23 protein-coding genes are annotated in these 17,902 nt (G+C 52.6%); 16 read left to right on the top strand and 7 right to left on the bottom strand.

Going from position 1 to position 17,902, the window contains the following annotated elements:
* Positions 1 to 273: type II toxin-antitoxin system HicA family toxin (locus ABWP81_RS10785; RefSeq protein ID WP_353141700.1), on the top strand; the 273-nt coding region annotated here is incomplete at its 5' end.
* Positions 274 to 282: 9 nt separating this feature from the next.
* A complete protein-coding gene (locus ABWP81_RS10780; RefSeq protein ID WP_353141698.1) occupies positions 283 to 615 on the top strand; it encodes a type II toxin-antitoxin system HicB family antitoxin in 333 nt (110 codons plus the stop codon).
* Between the two features lie 65 nt (positions 616 to 680).
* Here ABWP81_RS10780 and ychF read toward each other — a convergent pair whose 3' ends face one another.
* Complete coding sequence (gene ychF / locus ABWP81_RS10775) at positions 681 to 1,772, bottom strand: redox-regulated ATPase YchF (RefSeq protein WP_353141696.1); 1,092 nt, start codon at positions 1,770 to 1,772, stop codon at positions 681 to 683.
* 143 nt (positions 1,773 to 1,915) lie between these two features.
* On the opposite strand from ychF, the gene ABWP81_RS10770 reads away from it, so the two are divergent.
* The 9 genes from ABWP81_RS10770 to ABWP81_RS10730 all read left to right on the top strand — a co-directional run bounded on the left by ABWP81_RS10770 (position 1,916) and on the right by ABWP81_RS10730 (position 9,276).
* On the top strand, positions 1,916 to 3,037 hold the full coding sequence (locus ABWP81_RS10770) for an FAD-dependent monooxygenase (protein ID WP_353141694.1): 1,122 nt from the start codon (positions 1,916 to 1,918) through the stop codon (positions 3,035 to 3,037).
* A gap of 23 nt (positions 3,038 to 3,060) precedes the next feature.
* The gene (locus ABWP81_RS10765) at positions 3,061 to 3,786 is read left to right on the top strand and encodes a DsbC family protein (protein ID WP_502905537.1); all 726 of its coding nucleotides are present in this window, start codon (positions 3,061 to 3,063) and stop codon (positions 3,784 to 3,786) included.
* A 21-nt stretch (positions 3,787 to 3,807) separates the two neighbouring features.
* On the top strand, positions 3,808 to 4,260 hold the full coding sequence (locus ABWP81_RS10760; RefSeq protein WP_353141692.1) for a DUF3429 domain-containing protein: 453 nt from the start codon (positions 3,808 to 3,810) through the stop codon (positions 4,258 to 4,260).
* Between the two features lie 6 nt (positions 4,261 to 4,266).
* Positions 4,267 to 6,108 carry a M61 family metallopeptidase gene (locus ABWP81_RS10755; protein WP_353141690.1) on the top strand — a complete coding sequence of 614 codons (1,842 nt, stop codon included), beginning with the start codon at positions 4,267 to 4,269 and terminating at the stop codon, positions 6,106 to 6,108.
* A 58-nt stretch (positions 6,109 to 6,166) separates the two neighbouring features.
* A complete protein-coding gene (locus ABWP81_RS10750; protein WP_353132885.1) occupies positions 6,167 to 6,946 on the top strand; it encodes an enoyl-CoA hydratase in 780 nt (259 codons plus the stop codon).
* A 60-nt stretch (positions 6,947 to 7,006) separates the two neighbouring features.
* The gene (locus ABWP81_RS10745; protein ID WP_353141688.1) at positions 7,007 to 7,744 is read left to right on the top strand and encodes a TerC family protein; all 738 of its coding nucleotides are present in this window, start codon (positions 7,007 to 7,009) and stop codon (positions 7,742 to 7,744) included.
* A gap of 49 nt (positions 7,745 to 7,793) precedes the next feature.
* The gene (locus ABWP81_RS10740; protein WP_353141686.1) at positions 7,794 to 8,363 is read left to right on the top strand and encodes a hypothetical protein; all 570 of its coding nucleotides are present in this window, start codon (positions 7,794 to 7,796) and stop codon (positions 8,361 to 8,363) included.
* A 192-nt stretch (positions 8,364 to 8,555) separates the two neighbouring features.
* Positions 8,556 to 8,747, top strand: coding sequence for a hypothetical protein (locus ABWP81_RS10735; RefSeq protein WP_353141684.1), 192 nt, complete (start codon positions 8,556 to 8,558; stop codon positions 8,745 to 8,747).
* A gap of 106 nt (positions 8,748 to 8,853) precedes the next feature.
* Positions 8,854 to 9,276 (top strand): hypothetical protein, encoded by a 423-nt coding sequence (locus ABWP81_RS10730; RefSeq protein ID WP_353141682.1) that lies wholly within the window; start codon positions 8,854 to 8,856, stop codon positions 9,274 to 9,276.
* A gap of 246 nt (positions 9,277 to 9,522) precedes the next feature.
* Here the strand turns inward: ABWP81_RS10730 and ABWP81_RS10725 are convergent, their stop codons facing one another.
* Both ABWP81_RS10725 and ABWP81_RS10720 read right to left on the bottom strand, forming a co-directional pair.
* The gene (locus tag ABWP81_RS10725) at positions 9,523 to 9,810 is read right to left on the bottom strand and encodes a TIGR03643 family protein (RefSeq protein ID WP_353141680.1); all 288 of its coding nucleotides are present in this window, start codon (positions 9,808 to 9,810) and stop codon (positions 9,523 to 9,525) included.
* A 24-nt stretch (positions 9,811 to 9,834) separates the two neighbouring features.
* Entirely contained in the window at positions 9,835 to 10,332 is a 498-nt protein-coding gene (locus ABWP81_RS10720; RefSeq protein WP_353141678.1) for a tetratricopeptide repeat protein, read from the bottom strand.
* 83 nt (positions 10,333 to 10,415) lie between these two features.
* Here ABWP81_RS10720 and ABWP81_RS10715 point away from each other — a divergent pair, with 83 nt between their 5' ends.
* Genes ABWP81_RS10715 through ABWP81_RS10695 form a run of 5 tightly spaced genes read left to right on the top strand, consistent with a single transcriptional unit; the run spans position 10,416 to position 15,301 of the window.
* On the top strand, positions 10,416 to 11,387 hold the full coding sequence (locus ABWP81_RS10715) for a HAMP domain-containing protein (protein WP_353141676.1): 972 nt from the start codon (positions 10,416 to 10,418) through the stop codon (positions 11,385 to 11,387).
* Between the two features lie 31 nt (positions 11,388 to 11,418).
* Positions 11,419 to 12,963, top strand: coding sequence for a phytoene desaturase family protein (crtI, locus tag ABWP81_RS10710; protein WP_353141674.1), 1,545 nt, complete (start codon positions 11,419 to 11,421; stop codon positions 12,961 to 12,963).
* A complete protein-coding gene (locus tag ABWP81_RS10705; protein ID WP_353141672.1) occupies positions 12,963 to 13,742 on the top strand; it encodes an ABC transporter permease in 780 nt (259 codons plus the stop codon). The genes crtI and ABWP81_RS10705 overlap by 1 nt, the downstream gene beginning before the upstream one ends.
* Positions 13,739 to 14,662 (top strand): ABC transporter ATP-binding protein, encoded by a 924-nt coding sequence (locus tag ABWP81_RS10700; protein WP_353141670.1) that lies wholly within the window; start codon positions 13,739 to 13,741, stop codon positions 14,660 to 14,662. The genes ABWP81_RS10705 and ABWP81_RS10700 overlap by 4 nt, the downstream gene beginning before the upstream one ends.
* 27 nt (positions 14,663 to 14,689) lie before the next feature.
* A complete protein-coding gene (locus ABWP81_RS10695) occupies positions 14,690 to 15,301 on the top strand; it encodes an LON peptidase substrate-binding domain-containing protein (RefSeq protein WP_353141668.1) in 612 nt (203 codons plus the stop codon).
* On the opposite strand, the gene ABWP81_RS10690 is transcribed toward ABWP81_RS10695, so the two are convergent.
* From ABWP81_RS10690 to ABWP81_RS10675, 4 genes are all read right to left on the bottom strand, one after another.
* Positions 15,293 to 15,778 carry a DUF2244 domain-containing protein gene (locus tag ABWP81_RS10690; protein ID WP_353141666.1) on the bottom strand — a complete coding sequence of 162 codons (486 nt, stop codon included), beginning with the start codon at positions 15,776 to 15,778 and terminating at the stop codon, positions 15,293 to 15,295. The two genes, ABWP81_RS10695 and ABWP81_RS10690, sit on opposite strands and share 9 nt — an antisense overlap.
* 1 nt (position 15,779) lies before the next feature.
* The gene (locus ABWP81_RS10685) at positions 15,780 to 16,073 is read right to left on the bottom strand and encodes a hypothetical protein (RefSeq protein ID WP_353141664.1); all 294 of its coding nucleotides are present in this window, start codon (positions 16,071 to 16,073) and stop codon (positions 15,780 to 15,782) included.
* A gap of 141 nt (positions 16,074 to 16,214) precedes the next feature.
* Positions 16,215 to 17,501 carry a type II toxin-antitoxin system HipA family toxin gene (locus tag ABWP81_RS10680; RefSeq protein WP_353141662.1) on the bottom strand — a complete coding sequence of 429 codons (1,287 nt, stop codon included), beginning with the start codon at positions 17,499 to 17,501 and terminating at the stop codon, positions 16,215 to 16,217.
* The gene (locus ABWP81_RS10675; RefSeq protein ID WP_353141660.1) at positions 17,491 to 17,739 is read right to left on the bottom strand and encodes a helix-turn-helix transcriptional regulator; all 249 of its coding nucleotides are present in this window, start codon (positions 17,737 to 17,739) and stop codon (positions 17,491 to 17,493) included. Before ABWP81_RS10675 ends, ABWP81_RS10680 begins: the two co-directional genes overlap by 11 nt.
* Between the last annotated feature and the right edge of the window lie 163 nt (positions 17,740 to 17,902).

Genomic DNA, 17,902 nt, shown 5'->3' with positions numbered 1-17,902 from the left:
CTTTTCGGACTAAGATGCATGTCACGGCACGAAAAACTGATTCTCAAACTCAAAGCTAGGCCCACTCCTTCGGATGTGAAGTGGGACGAACTCAAAGCGGTTCTGAAACACCTCGGATACGAGATGTTGAGCAACAAGGGTTCAAGACGAAAGTTTGTTCACTTAGAGAGCAAAGAGATCATCAGCTTGCACGAGCCACATCCACAACCCGAGGTGAAAACCTACGTGATCAAACAAGTGGTGGAACAGCTGCAAATGAGCGGCAGGATTTAAGGAGTCAACATGGAAATGCTTACCCACAAGGGATACAACGGTTCAATCGAAACATCCGTGGAAGACAACGTGTTGCACGGCAAGGTTCTGTGCATCAACGATTTGGTGACTTACGAAGCCACCACACTGAATGAATTGAAAAAAGAGTTCAGCGCCGCTGTAGATGATTATTTAGAAACCTGCAAACTTGCAGAGAAAACTCCCGACAAACCATTCAGTGGTTTATTCAATGTACGCACGGGCAGCGAACTGCACCGAAAAGCATATCTGCGCGCCATGAAAGACGATGCAACCATCAACCGTGTAGTGGTGGCTGCACTTGACAAATACTTAGCGAATTGAAGAATTCGACGCCCAACAAGAAAGCCGCTCACTGAGCGGCTTTCTCTATGCTGCAAAGCAGTCACTTAAGACGAGAACAAGAAGTTCATCACGTCGCCGTCTTTCACCACGTATTCCTTGCCTTCAGCGCGCATCTTGCCTGCGTCTTTGGCACCTTGTTCGCCTTTGAAGGCGATGAAGTCTTCAAACGCGATGGTCTGGGCGCGGATGTAGCCCTTCTCAAAGTCGGTGTGAATCACGCCCGCAGCTTGTGGGCCGGTGTCGCCCACGTGGATGGTCCAAGCTCGCACTTCTTTCACGCCCGCGGTGAAGTAGGTTTGCAAGCCCAAGAGCGTGTAGGCCGCACGAATCAAGCGGTTCAGGCCTGGCTCGTCTTGGCCGAGTTCTTTGAGGAACTCCAAGCGATCAGCGTCTTCCATCTCAGACAACTCGGCTTCGATCTTGGCGCAGATGGCCACCACAGGCGCGTTTTGGGCTTTGGCAAACTCTTTAAGGCGGTCTAAGAAAGGGTTGTTCTCAAAGCCGTCTTCGGCTACGTTGGCCACGAACATGGCGGGCTTGGCGGTGATGAAAAAGAACTGCTTGAGCTCGACCATCTCTTCTTTACTGAAGTCGATGGTGCGCACGGGCTTGGTGTCGTTCAGTGCGATTTGGCACTTCTCAAGAATCGCCATTTGCTTGACGGCTTCTTTGTCGCCAGAGCGGGCAATTTTGCTCACGCGGTGAATGGCTTTTTCCACCGCAGCCAAATCGGCCAAGCAAAGCTCGGTCTGGATGACTTCGATGTCGGCAATCGGGTCCACCTTGTTGGCGACGTGAATCACGTTGTCGTCTTCAAAGCAACGCACCACGTTGACGATGGCGTCGGTTTCGCGGATGTGGGCCAAAAACTTATTGCCCAAACCTTCGCCTGTACTGGCCCCCGCCACGAGACCGGCGATGTCTACAAATTCCACAATGGCAGGCACGATGCGCTCGGGTGTGATGATCTCGGCCAATTGCTGCAGACGCAGATCAGGCACCTCGACCACACCCGTATTGGGCTCAATCGTGCAAAAGGGGTAATTCTCAGCCGCGATGCCCGCTTTGGTGAGGGCGTTGAACAGGGTGGATTTGCCAACGTTGGGCAAACCCACGATGCCGCATTTCAAACTCATAAAAATATCCTTAGAACTGACGCAGATTGTAATGAGGCAGCCATGAGGGCTTCAAACTCTGCAGATGAATGCAAAGCTTGCGAAGTGGAGGGATGAAAACCAGATGTCACGCGCTGATGTGCCTCCCTCCTACAATCGACTTCATGGCTCAAAAACTAGACATTTGTATTCGCGGTGATGGCATGGTGGGACGCACCTTGGCCCTGTTGCTCGCACGCCAAAAGTTGCGCGTGGGCTTGGTCACCTCGGCATCTAAAAACACGCAGGACGTTAGGGCTTACTCACTCAACAGCGCATCACGCGGCTTACTTTCAGAACTTCGCTGCTGGCCCGACGCCTTGCACGCTACGCCCGTGCAACACATGCGCGTTTGGGGCGACGATGGCGGTTTTGCGCACTTTGAAAGCCCAACGCCCGACGGCTTAACTTGGATTGTGGACGTGCCAGCGCTCGAAGCACAACTGGCCGAAGCTGTGCGATACCAAGCTGAAATCACCTTGCTACCAAACCCCGCACCCGCCGCCTTGACGGTGGTGTGCGAAGGCCGCGCCAGCGCCACCCGCGCTGAGCTGGGCGTTAACTTTGACGTGCTGCCCTACCAGCAACATGCCGTGGCCGCCCGCCTGCGTTGCAGCACGCCGCACCGCCAGCAAGCGCTGCAGTGGTTTCACCACGGCGCACAAGGCCTAGAAATTTTGGCGTTGTTGCCGTTGGGCGGCGCGTTGGGCAACACGGCCAGCTTGGTGTGGTCACTGCCTCCCGAGCGTGCCAAAGACATGCTGGCCTTGAGCGCTGACGCATTTGGCATTGCACTTGAACACGCCAGCCACGGCGTGCTTGGCCACATCGAGCTGACCAGCGAACGCGCCATGTGGCCGCTGCAGTTGGCCTGTGCCGACCGCTGGACTGGCAACTTTGCGGACGGCAGCGCCTGGGTACTGGCGGGCGATGCGGCGCACAACATTCACCCCCTCGCTGGCTTAGGCCTCAACCTCGGTTTGGCCGATGTGGCCGGACTGGCCCATGTGCTGAAAGCCCGCGAGGCCAAAGACTACTGGCGCAGCGTGGGTGACCGCTTCTTCATGCGCCGCTACGAGCGCGCGCGCAAGGCCGACATGGTGCCCACGTGGCTGGCCTGCGATGGCTTGCAACGCTTGTTCGCCCACCCCAACTCTGGCGTGCAAGCTGTGCGCAACTGGGGCATGAATGGGTTCAACAACCTCACCTCTGTCAAGGCTTGGGCTATGCAGCAAGCCATGGGTTAAACATTTAAAAAACGAAGCTCCACATGCAACGCACCTTTCGCACATTCGCCGCCGCTGCCCTCGTGGCACTCAGTTTTTCCAGCGCCATGGCCCAAGGCCACGAAGCCACCATTCGCAAAAACCTAAGCGAACGCATTCCGCAAATCCCTAAGATTGAAGAAATCACGGCCACGCCCTTGGCAGGTATTTACGAACTGCGCCTAAGCACCAACGAGATTTACTACAGCGACGCTGCTGGTAATTTCCTGATTCAAGGCAGTTTGATCGACACCAAGAGCAAGCGCAACCTGACCGAAGAACGCGAAGCCAAACTGAGCGCGATTGATTTCCAAAGCCTGCCCCTGAAAGACGCCATCACCCTCGTGCACGGCAACGGCAAGCGCAAGCTCGCCGTGTTTGAAGACCCCAACTGTGGCTTCTGCAAACGCTTCGAGCGCGACTTAGCCAAGGTCGAGAACGTGACGGTGTATGTGTTTTTGTTGCCCGTACTTGGACCTAGCTCGGTCGAAAAATCACGCAATGTGTGGTGCGCCAAAGACCCAGCGGCCACCTGGGTCAATCTGATGCAAAAGGACATGCCAGCACCCGCTGCACAGTGCAACACTGCTGCGATTGACCGCAACCTAGAGTTCGCTCGCAAATACAAAATCACCGGCACGCCCACGCTGGTGGCGCAGGACGGCACGCGCGTGCCAGGCGCCATTGACAGCGCCAAAATTGAACGACTCTTGGCCGACGCTAGCAAATAACAAATAAGAAACGAGTTCGACATGGTGCACTCCCCCATCACTCCCGACAGCGATGCAGGCAAGCTGATTGAGCGCTTGGGCTATGCAGGGCTTATCCCGTTCGTGGTGCTTGCACTGTTCATGTGGATCGTCACGCCAGAGGCGCATCCGTTTGTGGCCATTGCTTTGAGCGCGTATGGCGCCACCATCGCCGCGTTTTTGGGCGGCATCCATTGGGGCATTGGCCTGCGCCACAACGCACCGCAGCGCAAGCTGCACATGGTGTGGGGCGTGATTCCATCGTTGGTGGCGTGGATCGCGGTCATCATGCCCGCCTTTGCTGGCTTGCCTTTGTTGGCGCTGCTGTTGCTGGCCTGCTATTTGGTCGACCGTAAAACATGGCCCGAAGCGGGCCTGCGCGATTGGATGACCATGCGGTTTCGCTTAACTGTGGTGTCCACCTTGGCCTGCTTACTTGGCGCTGCCGCTACTTAAAACGTCATGCATTACCGCATAGAAGCCGCCGATCTACACGCCCACCTTTACGGCGTCACACTCACCATCGCGCAACCCGCAGCAAACCAGCGCGTGTCACTGCCAGTATGGATTGCCGGCAGCTACATGGTGCGCGAGTTTGCCAAGCAAATCACGGGCATCAGCGCACGCCAAGGCCAACGTGCCGTGGCCGTGCACCAGCTTGACAAGTCCACTTGGGCTGTTGACTGCAAAGCCGACACACCGCTCACCCTGAACTACCAAGTACACGCGCATGACGACTCGGTGCGTACCGCGTGGCTGACGACACAACGTGGCTTTTTCAACGGCACGAGCTTGTGTTTGCAAGCGGAAGGCTTGGCCGATGTGCCTCACCAGTTAGAGCTGGTGGCAGAGTCGTTCAAAGCCCGCGACAAAACGCGCACACCTTGGCAAGTAGCCACCGGCCTAACGCCTATCAAAGTCGACCGCCAAGGCTTTGGCACGTATGAGGCCGCCGACTACGACGAACTGGTGGACTGCCCCGTGGAGATGGGCGCATTTTGGAGCGGCAGCTTCAAAGCCTGCGGCATCCAACACCGCTTTGTGGTGGCAGGCGCTACGCCCGCGTTTAACGGCGAACGCTTGTTGCGTGACAGCCAAAAGATTTGCGAAACCGCCATTCGTTTTTGGCATGGCAATTCTGGACGCGGCAGCAAGCGCTCGGCCACCCCACACAAAAGCTATGTGTTCATGCTCAACGCCGTGGCCGATGGCTATGGCGGCTTAGAGCACCGCAACTCCACGGCACTCATTTGCAACCGTGCAGACCTGCCACGCTTGAGCGATGACACAGCCAAGGAAGCCAAACAAAGCGATGGCTACACGACGCTGCTGGGCCTCATCAGCCACGAGTATTTCCACACGTGGAGCATCAAGGGCTTGCGCCCCGCCGAGTTTGCGCGCTACGACTACACCCAAGAAAACTACACCCAGCTGCTGTGGTTCTTTGAAGGTTTCACCAGCTACTACGACGATTTACTGCTGCGCCGTGCAGGGCTGATTGACGATGCGCAATACCTCAAACTGCTAAACAAAACCACCAACCAAGTGCTGCAAACGCCAGGGCGAGAGGTGCACAGCGTGGCGCAGTCAAGCTTTGAAGCATGGACCAAGTACTACCGCCAAGACGCCAACAGCCCCAACCTCACCGTGAGCTATTACACCAAGGGCGCATTGGTGGCTTTGTGCCTAGACCTCTCGCTGCGCCTGCATGGCGTAAAAAACCACAGCGTATCGCTAGACAATGTAATGCGAGCCTTGTGGATGCGCTGCTGCACGGGCAAAGGCCGTGAAAAAGGCCTCGGCCCGATGACCGAAGCCGATGTGCTGGCCGTTTTAAAAGAGCTGACCGGTCGTTCATGGGCACCCGAGTTCAAAGCTTGGGTGCATGGCACGCGCGAGCTGCCACTAGAAAAGCTGCTCTCCTCGCACGGTGTCCATGTGCACCACGACCCAGCACAATTGGCCCAGCGTTTGGGCTTGCGTGTGGCGCAAGACCACGCCGTGCAGATCAAAACCGTACTCAGTGGCAGCGCAGCGCACAAGGCTGGCTTTGCGCCGGGCGATGAGTGGTTGGGGGTCGAAGTGGCTGGCCATGCAAGCGCGCAAACCGCCACCGCTTGGCGCATCAAAAAGCTAGACGACTTGCTGCTGTTCGCAGGCACTGCCAAAAAAGTAAGGGCCCTCATCAGCCGCGACCATCAGTTGCACCACCTCACACTTGCATTACCCGACGCAAAAGCCAACAGCACCTGGCGACTCGCGCTAGGCAACTCAAAGCTTGTCCAGCAGTGGCTAGGCCTATAGTTAAGCCAAACACATCACACCTTCAACCCGCTTCTACACACCATTGGAAAGCCACCCCATGAGCTACGAATTTATTACCGTCCACACCGAAGCCGACCAAGTGGGCGTCATCACCCTCAACCGTCCCAAGCAGCTGAATGCGCTGAATGCACAGTTGATGGTTGAGTTGGGCCAAGCCCTGAAAGACTTTGACGCCAACGAAGCCATTGGCTGCATGGTCATCACGGGCAGCGAAAAAGCCTTTGCCGCAGGTGCAGACATTGGTGCCATGGCCAGCTACAGCTTTGCCGACGTTTACAAAAACGACTACATCACCCGCGACTGGGAAACCATCCGCAGCATCCGCAAGCCCGTCATTGCAGCAGTCAGCGGCTTTGCCTTGGGCGGCGGCTGCGAGCTGGCGATGATGTGCGACTTCATCATCGCCGCCGACAACGCCAAGTTTGGTCAACCCGAAATCAAGCTGGGCGTCATTCCCGGCGCGGGTGGCACACAACGTTTGCCACGCGCCGTGGGCAAATCTAAAGCCATGGACTTGGCCTTGACCGGACGCATGATGGACGCGGTGGAAGCAGAGCGCTCAGGGTTGGTCAGCCGCATCGTTCCGCTGGACAAGCTGATGGAAGAAACCTTGGGTGCTGCCCTGATGATTTGCGGCTACTCGCAAATCGCCGCCATGGCAGCCAAAGAATCGGTCAATCGCGCGTTTGAAAGCGGTTTAGCCGACGGCGTGATGTTTGAGCGTCGCATGTTCCACGCCTTGTTTGCCACGACCGATCAGAAGGAAGGCATGGACGCGTTTGTCAACAAACGTCCTGCCGCTTTTAAGCACCAATAAGCTTGGCATTAAACACGCGCTAAACGCATACAGCTTCTGGACTATTGTTAGAAAGTGCCCATGGAACTCTTGACCGACCCACAAGCGTGGATTGCCTTTGCCACCCTCACCGCACTCGAGCTGGTGCTGGGCATTGACAACATCATCTTTATCTCCATCCTGGTTGACAAGCTACCGCCTGAAAAGCGTGAATTTGCACGCCGACTTGGTTTGTTCATGGCCATGTTCATGCGCATTGGTTTGTTGATGCTGTTGTCGGTCATCATGGGTTTGGTGCAGCCTTTGTTCACGGTGTTTGAGCAAGCCATTTCGGGCCGTGACTTGATTTTGATTTTGGGTGGTCTGTTTCTGGTTTGGAAAAGCACAGCTGAAATTCACCAGTCGCTCGAAGGCGAAGAAGCCCACGGTGGCTCAGCCGCTGGCAGCACCATGATGTCTATCATTTTGCAAATCTTGGTCATTGATTTGGTGTTCTCACTCGACTCCATCATTACCGCGGTGGGCATGGTGGACGAAGTCGCCATCATGATCGCAGCCGTCGTCGCCTCTGTGGGTTTGATGATGGCTTTTGCAGCCAGCATTGGCCGCTTCGTGTCCAACCACCCGTCAATCAAAATGCTGGCCCTCACCTTCTTGGTGCTGGTGGGCGTGGTGCTGATGGCCGAAGGCATGGGCCACCACATCCCCAAGGGATACATCTACTTTGCCATGGCGTTTTCACTGGGTGTTGAAATGCTCAACATCCGCTTTCGCAAGCGGGCTAAAACCGTGGTTCAACTGCACCAGCAGCAACCTTGAAGTAAGCAGGTATACACCTCGTTCACGGAATTTAAATAAGATAGTTCCGATGCAAGAGCAAGAAAAACACGGTCTTCACATTCGAGCAGCTTTGACACTTGTGTGTGCGATGGCGTACTTTTACGCCTACCACCTCAATATGTATTTGTTTGATTGGTCCGAGTTTTCGCACGGCACCAACTGGGTTTACCTTCCCAGCGGTTTGCGCCTGCTGCTGGTGCTGGTGTTGCCACTTGAGGGGGCTTTGGGTATTGCGGCAGCGTCGCTAGTGATCAACTACACATTCATGCCCAACGCGCATGTGTACGGCATCGTTACCTCTCTGATTGCTGGAGGGGCTCCCTTTTTGGCGCGCTACTTGGCGATTCGTTTTCTTCAGCTCAACCCTTTTCTTAATGGTTTGAACTCCGCAGAGTTCTTCAAAATTTCAATTCTGTTTGCCATCACCAACGCCACGCTGCATCAAGTTTGGTTTGGTCTAAATGGCCTCACAAACAACTGGCTGCAAAGCGCCTTGGTTATGGGCGTTGGTGATTGGGTGGGCACCGTGATCGTGCTGGCACTTGTCAGCCTAAAGATCAAAGCCTACAAGCTTATGCTTGGCCCGCCCAAAGAATAATGCGCATGGTAAGTGGCAACAATGTCATTTAACCTGCGCAAACTGCGACCTAGAATTTAGTGTCAAATGACCCAGACTCACAGGCCTCTATCCAAAAAGCGCAAGTCCAGGGTATGGTTGCGCCAAGAAAGAAAACTCAGCAACCCCGAGTATAAAAAGTACTTGTACGAAAAATACAAAGTCTCTTTCTCGATGAGTGAACTTCAGTTCACTTTCAATGGGCAACAGTTTCCAAGTGCTGCGCCTTTGTTACAAAAACTGCACCGCTACGAACGCACAGAAATTAATCTCACCTGGTATGTGTTGGCTATATTTTTAAGCTTGCTGTGTTTGGTGTCTTACGGCGTTTTTTCGATCGATCAGTACTTGCAATCCTTTCACTAATTTTTAGTTTTTGATGCATCCAAGAGTTTCGGTACCGCTATTAGCCTTGGTCATTTGCGGCGTATTACTCGCCCATCTCCATGTTGTGCCAACTGAAAATGGCCCCTTGCTATCCATCGACGGGCGCAAGGTAGATGTTTTGGGTGAAGTCAACAACCGCTGGGTCACACTCACCAGAAACTGTAAAGACGTCACCGTTTTGAGCCCTGACATGGTTGTTTACCGCCAAGCGCAAAGCCTCATCCAAGCCTATAGCCCACCTAGCTCCCAATCCGCAAGAATTGCCAGCGCTTGGGCGAGTGGCCCATGGCTTTTGATAGAAGTAGAGTTTGATGCGCTTTTGCCTGCGGTGGTGACACTCAAAGCAACGGATGGAGAATTCACCATCGTGCCCAATGCCATATGGAGTGGCTACACCCAACCATGGGTTGCGGCGCCGTTTATTCGAGACTATCTGTCACGACAGGCGCCTGACATGCCTATTGATTTGGTGAAATGCTTTACACCGCAATCCAAGTCTTTTCAGTAAAACCCTGAACCCCGCAAGTCGCCAAAGCACAAGCATCTTGCTGATCAATCACTCAACCTTCAACAGGTTTATTTTGATCTGCAGTCAGAACGTCAACACGGGCAGTGTTCTCGAACTTGGGGAAACACATCTTCTCCCCATCCCATTTTTGACCGCACCAGCACTCTCCGTCGTCGTTGATGATGCAGGTACCTGTTCCGCAGCATCTTGGGTCTTCTGTCATAGGATTCTCCGCAGTTCGTTCAATCAACAATTAGCGCGACGGTGATTTGCCACCGAACGATCTTCAAACTTCATCTCAGGGTTTCTTAAAGCACGGTGCTTAGTGATTCGCCCCTTCATTCGCATACGCCATAAGCGGTATGAGCTTTGGTTGAGCTCTAGCCGCATGAGTTGAATGACATCGGACTCGGACAGGCCAACACGCTCCTGGATGGTTTCAAAGGACGTCCTGTCCTCCCAAGCCATTTGAATCACTGCCGATACATCACCAGCAGAAAGATGTGCAAGCCGTTGTGAAAATTTAACTGCCATAGCTGTTTTGATTATTGAATTGCTTCAGGGTTTTTGTGTTTTGTACTGCTGAATGCTTCTTTTTAAATCTTGAAACTCTTCACATCCAAACATGCATGCTTTGTCTAGCCGGGCAAGCATTTTCTCGGCGCCAGCAAGGTCCTTTTTCATTAACAACAATTCACCGTAATATTCCAGTGCGCCTCTGTGGCTCGCATCCAGATTCAAAGCAGAGATATAGTATTTTTCTGCTTCTATAAGATTAGGACTTGTCTTTTTTCTATGGCTGTAACCCATTAAATTGTGCCAATCAGCAGATTGTTTTTGATCGGCTTGCATTAGCAAATCGATGGCTTTTTCATAATTTCCAGCCTTGATTGCATTTCTAGCTGGCGCAAGAGTTTCTGCAACTGATTTAGGAATAGGCTGCGCAGGCGAAGTATCTGCAGACCACGCATGAAATGAACAAACGAGTAAAGATGCGATCAATATCTTTTTCAAAATAACCCCTGTTACGTTGAACAAAGCTAAAAATGAGATCATCTCATTTCCCACTGAATCGCTTTCTTTGAAGGGGTAATATGGCAAAAGCAGTAAAGTTAAGTAGTCCTTTTGAGCAGTCCTTCATGTTCCACATGATTCGGGACTTTTTTCTTTTGCTTTTGCTGGTGGCCACGGTTGAAATGGGTATTCGCTACGCGCTGGTGCGGTATCAATTTGCCAGCACTGAGCAGGCCCGAGTAGACCAAGCTGCACAACAGTTGTCTAACGATGTGAAATCCATCATGCTCAATTCGGGAGGGCCTTTGGCGGCTCAAACTGTGTACCCCATTCTTAAACGCAACTACGATGATCTAGGGCTCTCCATTGCTGTTATTCCATCAGATGTGACGGTGGAGTCCATGAAGCAGTCGTTCAAAATAGACGTCCAAGGTTTGCAACCCATATGGAAAGACGGGCCGCATCTAGAGTCGGCTGTCACACTCACCGCCGAACAGTTTTGTCTAAATTGCCACGTCAAAGCAAAGGTGGGTGATGTTTTGGGTACCGTGAAAGTCGGCAGCTACCTTGACCGAAAAGAGACCGCTTGGTGGACCGAGGTCAAACTCACGGCCGGCTCCTTGAGCCTGAAAATTTTGGTCCACACCATCCTTCTTTTCTTTTTGCTCAAGGCTCGGATGGAGCCGCTTTTGTCCTTGCGCAGCACGGTTTCTAGGCTGGCACGTGGTCTGGTGGACTTATCACCCAGGGCTAAGGTCAATGGTGCAGACGAGTTTGGAGAACTGGCGCAAGACCTCAATCATTTTCTAGACCGCATCAACGTGGTTGTCACCGATTTGGATCAGATTTTGAATAAAGTGGTGGATGCAAGCGGCCGACTGAGCAGTTTGAACCGAGATCTTGAACAGACGATTGACGGCTTGCGCGAGACGTCGTCACGGTCGACAGAAGGACAAATGCAGGGCGCATCTGCAGATTACCGAGCACTGGCTCAAACCCTAAGAGAAATGGCCTTGCTAGAGGCCAACATGCAGAACATCGCGCAGTCAGGTCAACAAGTGCTGCACCGGCTGACGCATGTTGAAAAGTCAAAATAGGCCCATTGAGGGCTGATGAAATAATAAGTTGATGCCGACGAACGCCAGCCTCTCTGTCCAACAAATACAACCTGCCGATGCGAAAGCCCCTTTCGCTCTGGTGATTGGTAGCGGTTTTGGTGGGCTGGCGGCCGCTGTCCGCATGTGCGCCAAGGGTTGGCGTGTCCAAGTGCTCGAGAAATTAAATGAACCAGGCGGTCGTGCCCGCGTGATCCATGTCGACGGCCACACCTTTGATACTGGCCCAACCATCGTCACTGCACCCCTCTTGCTTGAAGAACTGTGGGGTCTGGCTGGACGCCAACTCGCCGATGACGTCGCGCTGCGTTTGCTCGACCCTTTTTACCGAATCCGTTTTGACGACGGGGACCACTTCGATTACAGCGGAGACCCCGAGCGAATGCGCGCTGAAGTCCTTCGTATCGATCCCACGGCTGGGCCGGGATACGCTGCCTTCTTGGCTGAAGCAGACCTTTGTTTAGATCTGTGCTTTGACACCTTAAGCTGCCAATCGTTTGACAACATGGGTGATCTGTTCAAGGCTGTGCCAGCGATTGTCCGAATGAAGGGATGGCGAAGTCTGCACGCGATGGTCGCCACGCACATCCAACATCCCAAATTGCGCCAAGTCTTGAGCCTGCAATCGCTTTTGATTGGGGGTAATCCTTTCTCTGTGACCTGCGTGTACTCACTCATCAATGCGCTGGAAAGACGCTTTGGCGTGCACTGGACGATGGGCGGCACAGGAGTTTTGGTGAACGGCTTGGTGAGTGTGATCGAAGGCATGGGCGGCAGTCTGCGCACGGGCGCTGAAGTGCGCCGCATCGAAGTTGCCGATGGGCGCGCTTGTGGGGTGACGCTTGCCAGCGGAGAAACCATTGCGGCTGATCTGGTGGTTTGCAATGCCGACGCGGCTTGGACCTACAAGAACCTGATTGACGAGAAACACCGCAAGGTGTGGACCAACGCCAAGGTCGAGAAAGGCAAATATTCCATGAGCCTTTTTGTCTGGTACTTTGGCACCAACAAACGGTTTGACGATGTGCCACATCACATGATGCTGCTTGGCCCGCGCTATGAAGCGATGTTGCAAGACATCTTCAAACACCACCATTTGTCTAATGATTTCAGCCTTTACTTGCATCGCCCAACAGCCACCGATCCCGCTATGGCGCCGCAGGGGTGCGACACCTTTTATGTTTTGGCACCCGTCCCCAACTTGCAAAGTGGCACCGACTGGGCCATCCATGCAGAGCCTTATCGCGCCGCCGTTGCTCAAGCGCTGGAAGAAACCGTTCTCCCCAATTTAAGCGCACATCTGACGGTCTCTTTCATGACCACCCCGCAAGACTTTCAAGACAACCTGCTGTCATATCAAGGCGCCGCCTTTGCGCTAGAACCGTTGATGATGCAAAGCGCTTGGTTTCGACCGCACAACCGCAGCGAAGATATTCAAAACCTGTTCATGGTGGGCGCCAGCACTCACCCAGGCGCAGGCATACCAGGTGTGTTGATGTCCGCAAAAGCACTAGACACAGTGCTGCCAGATGCGGCTACCTTTAAGCGATCGTTGTGATGCACACCAGCCATCTGTTGTGGGGTCAAACACTTGCCGTTGCACAACGTCTGTTGCTAGAGCAATGGCGGCAAAAACGCGGCCTGATTTTTTGGGCCGTGTTTCCATCAACGATGATGCTGCTGTTTGGTTTGGTCTACGCGCACAACGACAGCATGCGCGCCGGCCTTGATGCCGCGGCGGCTGGCATTTTGGTTGGTGCAGCGCTGTTCTTTAGCTGCCTGGGCGGCACCGTCGCGGTGATCGCTGCCGAACGCGAACGCGGCACTCTGCCCCGCTTGCTCACCACACCCCTGCACCCCGCCGCGTACTTTTTGGGCGTTGTCATTGCACAGTTGTTGCTGGCTTTGATGCAAGTGGTCATGCTCTACAGCATTGCCCTGTTCATTGGTGTTCAATACCATGGCAGCCTGTTTTTAGGCGGTTTGATTTTGCTGCTGTCTGTGTTTTCATATGTGGGTATGGGATTTTTTCTAGGCTCACGATTTGCGCGACGCAGCGAAGAAGTGGTGGTGGCTTTATCGGCAATTGGTGTACCGCTGTTGGTGTTGGGTGGCACGTTTTTCCCACTTGAAATCATGCCGCAAGGTATGCAAGCCGTGGCGCAAATCAACCCCATGCTGCATATGAACCAGGCCTTCAAAGGTGTAGCCGCGTATGGCATGGGATTCAATGAACTGCGCTTTGAATTAACTTTTCTATTTGTGTTTTGTGCCCTCTCTCTGGCTTTAGGCATCCAGTCCTATCAGCATCTGCTGGGTACGGAAAAATCCAAATGACAGCAGCGCTACAAATGGACGATGTTCACAAGTGGTTTGGTAGCCACCATGTGCTGGATGGTTTTAGTCTGCGGGTTGAGCCGGGCGAGGTTGTGGGTCTGCTAGGCCCCAACGGGTGTGGCAAGTCCACGGTTCTGAACATCGTTTGCAAACTACTGTCCTACGATGTTGGGCAGGTGCGACTGATGGGTGAGCCATTGAACGAACTTAGTTATCGCGCACGCGGACGGGTGGGCCTGTGCACGCAAAACTGCGCCTTGTACCCCGATTTGCTGCCTGCTGAAAACCTGCACTTTTTTGCCCGCCTCTACGGCCTTTCAGAAAAAGAACGCAAGCAACGCGTGGCAGAACTGATGCACAGGTTTGAGTTAGAAAACTTTGCAGCCACCCGAGTGGGTCAACTTTCGGGGGGTTGGCAACAGCGGCTTCATCTGGCCGTGTCCTTGATACACCAACCCAAGTTGCTGGTGCTTGACGAGCCCACCGCTGCTGTGGATTTAGAGGCGCGAATGGACCTTTGGCGTCTCATCGAAAGCTTGCGTGACAGCGGCACAACCATCTTGTTAACCAGCCACCATTTGGCCGAGGCTCAGCGGCTGTGCAGCCGAGTTGCGCTCATGCGCAGCGGCAAAGTTGTGGCCCAGGGCAGCGTGCCTGAACTGTTGGCACGCATACCAGGGCAAGCGGTGGCCAAAGTGCAATCTAAAAACAACGAAGCCATCACGCAACGGGCCTTGGATCTGGGATGGATCGTTCGCCAACATGCGGGGCAGATGCGTCTTTTGCTTCCTCACGACTTGAGCTTGCGAGAGATCGTTGACGCGTTAGACGGCACGCAGGTCAGCGCAGTGAGTGTTCAACCCGTCACCTTAGAAGACGCCTACCTTGAGCTCGTGGGTGACAGTGCTTTGATAGGCTAGAGCCAAACTTAAAAACAGAACAATACGATGAGAGACAAAATTCCACTTTTCCCCCTGTCACATGGCTTGTTTCCAGATGGCATGCTATCGCTACAAATTTTCGAAGTTCGCTACCTTGACTTGATCAAACGTTGCCACCAACAGGGCTTGCCGTTTGGTGTGGTTTGGTTGAAAAAAGGCAGTGAGGTGCAGGTACCCGGCGAGATGCCTTTGTTGCACAACTTCGGTTGCGTGGCACACATCCGAAACTTTCAACAGATACAACCCAATTTATTTGTAGTCACTTGCCAAGGGGGCGCTCGCTTTGAGTTGCACGACACTCAAGCCGGTCCCTTCGGCGTTTGGCAAGGCGACATCACTTACCTTGCTAACGACCCAGAAGTTGAATTACCAGCGTCACTTCAAAAGCATGCAGATCGACTGGGTCAAGTGATAGCCCGCGCCCAGCAGCAGGGACAAAGCCAAGGGCTACCTATCTTCCAACCCTATCTTTTAGACCAATGTGGGTGGGTGGCCAACCGTTACGCAGAGGCCATGAACATCGATGTTGATAAGAAGCTGGGTCTGTTGAGCGAACTTGACCCCTTAAAAAGACTGCAACAGGTGGATGCGCTGCTGTCAAGTGCGAACTTAGATTAGACGCAGTCGCTCTGAAATTTTTTGCGCTAATAAAGGCCGCAAATTGGCGTGCACAAACTTTCCAAAATATGTATTTTTGACGCCCTGCCGCAGATGAACCATTTCATTCAAATGGCTTAACGTATCCACTCGAGTCAGCGATCTCACCAGTTGAACCTGATGTGCTTTAAAACCAACTTTGCTTTCTATGGTGATGAGGTTGCCATCCAAGGTTAGTTTTTCATAATCATTTGCATGGATTGCGTTATAAAAATAAGCAGTCAGCAGTGCTGCAATTTCCACCAGACAAAAGGGCAGCACCAGCGATGCGCCCACCGAATAGAAACCAAAGCCGATCAGCAAAGAAACAGTTCCTAGGCCCATAAAAATATAGGCCAAATGCGAGGGTGCAATTGAAATATTTCTCTTCAAGTGCCACACCCAACCAGTGCCATCAAGCTGACCTGAAATACGGTTTGATAAATCAACGGGACTCATATCAAGCAATCAAACTCATATTGATCACACGGTTAGGCAGGGTCACTTTGCTGTAATAAATTTGCGATTTACTGCCAAATGAAATAGCCTCATTTTTGGTCGCTGTAATTTCGGTGTGATCGAGGTACACGTTCAACAGACTCAGGTGATCCACCGACACGCGCAGGTCAATCCAATCCAGAATTGATCCCAAGTGCTCTAGGCTTTCTATGTCGTGGGTCCACTGCCAGGCCTGCCCGCGTGGCACACGACGGCCACGACCATCTTTGTTATGAAGCATGTAAGAAAATCTCATCGATCCAGATTTTGAGAGATTTATTGCTTGAAAGTTAAATAATCTGCAGTGGATTTTATTTTTCGACACGCTATCTACTCAATAACTACTCAGGGTGCAATTTTGACGCGCCAAGAAAAAACCCATCTGAAAGCGGGTTAATTAATCGGCAGGTTCCGCTTCTTGTGCTTCAGGAGCAGTTAGGCGCTGAATCGTCAGAGTGCATCGTTGCTCAATCAGCACAATGATTTGTTCAACCAGCTTATGTTGCGCAAATCCTCTTTTGGGGTCTGCTTGAAGCTGACGCGCTATCAGAGGTAACGACTTTGCAAGCTCCAAAATACGCTTTTTAGCCTGGGGTTTGGCAAGCCCTGCTTCTAATGCAAATTGCTCCCAATGCCGCTCGTAAACCTCTGTGAATTTGTACTTGCTACCCATCTTCATCGCCATATTTATCGCGAGTTTTGGATAAACAGCCGTCGAAAGTGTGTCGTAAAACGGGGATAAAACAGGCCCTTTCGCTGTGTACAACAAAGAGAAATTCTTCCCGTGTGCGTCATGGTTACCGATCAAAGCATTGAAAATAACGTAGTCAAGTAATCGCAACACATGGGGCGCACTGGGCCTCGTAACCCGTCGAACAAGATCAAAACACTGGGCCAAGTTTGGGCCGCCTTCGTTTTGATATTTATTTTCAGAAACAACGCCTAACGCTTGGCAAAAATCCTCTTGATGCACCCGCTGTCTGTTGCCTTGCAAATCAGCAATTCGGTCGTATCTCTCAACCAACAAAAACTCTCGATCCCCTATTTTTTGGATCAATGCGCTTGCGGACTTAAGCTGCATGGCATCAGCTAGTGCCATGCAAAAACCTTCATTGGTAACACTTGCATCAACCGCTTGAATTGCTGGCTTTAGTATGTGAGAACTGGGAGTGCCGTTACGCGGCAAACCAATGCGAATGCCATCAAAAATAACAGGTAATTTGTCTTGCGCTCCAGCAAGTGACAGTCGCAGGCCGTCTTTGCCTGCGAGCATGGGGCGATGTGGTAACTCATCCAAGATTTCCACAAGCTCCTCGTCAGTTAACCACTGAACATCATCAGCTTGCGGAAGTTGAGGCCACGCTTTTCCCTGCTCCAAAAACGTCACAGCTCCCGCACACTCACCACCCAGATGATCCAGCAAAGCAAATTCATTTTGACCCGACACCTGCAAGTGCTGAGCGATCAGTTGGCGCATTCTTCCCTCAGGCAGCAATCCTGCAAAGAATGGTCGGGTTAAGTGATCATCAAAAGGCTCCGCTTGCATAGGCAACGAACAAGACAAAGGCATTGCGTCTGGTCTTTGCAGCCATTCAGGCGCGTACTCAAAGCCCAGCCGCCCATTGACCAACCCCAATGTGCCAACATGCTCGGCAAATAACCAGACATCTAATTTATTGGCCATTTGTTGAGACCTCATTTGCAGAGGACGGCAAACCAACCAGATGAATTACCCCACCAAGTGCGTTAATCACACGCATGACAGAGTCCAGTCGAACCGTTGGCTTTCCCCCCTCCAGGTCCACGATGAAACGCACCCCCACCCCGGCAGCCAATGCCAATTGGGGCTGCGTTAGCCCAAGATGCTTGCGTGCAGATCGAAGAGCGTCACCCAGACTTTGCGGAGATTTGATCGTAGTCATAGCCTTCATTATTTCCCGTTCGGTAAATTATGAGGGAATTTTGAAAGTTACACAAGATTATTTCCCGTTCGGGAAATAAACGTCTTCAATCAATGCAATTCATTAAAAATACACCGATCGGGAAATTTACCATCCGTCAACTACGCTTTGAAAGTAATGGCGC

Source organism: Limnohabitans sp. (assembly GCF_040401135.1).
GTDB lineage: Bacteria > Pseudomonadota > Gammaproteobacteria > Burkholderiales > Burkholderiaceae_C > Limnohabitans.
Note: the sequence above shows the minus strand (reverse complement) of the source record. Positions and strands in the feature narration are given on the sequence as shown.

Coding starts and splice junctions, on each gene's coding strand:
- ABWP81_RS10780 (WP_353141698.1), top strand. CDS start 283: ATGGAAATGCTTACCCACAAGGGATACAACGGTTCAATCGAAACATCC.
- ychF (WP_353141696.1), bottom strand. CDS start 1,772: ATGAGTTTGAAATGCGGCATCGTGGGTTTGCCCAACGTTGGCAAATCC.
- ABWP81_RS10770 (WP_353141694.1), top strand. CDS start 1,916: ATGGCTCAAAAACTAGACATTTGTATTCGCGGTGATGGCATGGTGGGA.
- ABWP81_RS10765 (WP_502905537.1), top strand. CDS start 3,061: ATGCAACGCACCTTTCGCACATTCGCCGCCGCTGCCCTCGTGGCACTC.
- ABWP81_RS10760 (WP_353141692.1), top strand. CDS start 3,808: ATGGTGCACTCCCCCATCACTCCCGACAGCGATGCAGGCAAGCTGATT.
- ABWP81_RS10755 (WP_353141690.1), top strand. CDS start 4,267: ATGCATTACCGCATAGAAGCCGCCGATCTACACGCCCACCTTTACGGC.
- ABWP81_RS10750 (WP_353132885.1), top strand. CDS start 6,167: ATGAGCTACGAATTTATTACCGTCCACACCGAAGCCGACCAAGTGGGC.
- ABWP81_RS10745 (WP_353141688.1), top strand. CDS start 7,007: ATGGAACTCTTGACCGACCCACAAGCGTGGATTGCCTTTGCCACCCTC.
- ABWP81_RS10740 (WP_353141686.1), top strand. CDS start 7,794: ATGCAAGAGCAAGAAAAACACGGTCTTCACATTCGAGCAGCTTTGACA.
- ABWP81_RS10735 (WP_353141684.1), top strand. CDS start 8,556: ATGAGTGAACTTCAGTTCACTTTCAATGGGCAACAGTTTCCAAGTGCT.
- ABWP81_RS10725 (WP_353141680.1), bottom strand. CDS start 9,810: ATGGCAGTTAAATTTTCACAACGGCTTGCACATCTTTCTGCTGGTGAT.
- ABWP81_RS10720 (WP_353141678.1), bottom strand. CDS start 10,332: ATGATCTCATTTTTAGCTTTGTTCAACGTAACAGGGGTTATTTTGAAA.
- ABWP81_RS10715 (WP_353141676.1), top strand. CDS start 10,416: ATGTTCCACATGATTCGGGACTTTTTTCTTTTGCTTTTGCTGGTGGCC.
- crtI (WP_353141674.1), top strand. CDS start 11,419: ATGCCGACGAACGCCAGCCTCTCTGTCCAACAAATACAACCTGCCGAT.
- ABWP81_RS10705 (WP_353141672.1), top strand. CDS start 12,963: ATGCACACCAGCCATCTGTTGTGGGGTCAAACACTTGCCGTTGCACAA.
- ABWP81_RS10700 (WP_353141670.1), top strand. CDS start 13,739: ATGACAGCAGCGCTACAAATGGACGATGTTCACAAGTGGTTTGGTAGC.
- ABWP81_RS10695 (WP_353141668.1), top strand. CDS start 14,690: ATGAGAGACAAAATTCCACTTTTCCCCCTGTCACATGGCTTGTTTCCA.
- ABWP81_RS10690 (WP_353141666.1), bottom strand. CDS start 15,778: ATGAGTCCCGTTGATTTATCAAACCGTATTTCAGGTCAGCTTGATGGC.
- ABWP81_RS10685 (WP_353141664.1), bottom strand. CDS start 16,073: ATGAGATTTTCTTACATGCTTCATAACAAAGATGGTCGTGGCCGTCGT.
- ABWP81_RS10680 (WP_353141662.1), bottom strand. CDS start 17,501: ATGGCCAATAAATTAGATGTCTGGTTATTTGCCGAGCATGTTGGCACA.
- ABWP81_RS10675 (WP_353141660.1), bottom strand. CDS start 17,739: ATGACTACGATCAAATCTCCGCAAAGTCTGGGTGACGCTCTTCGATCT.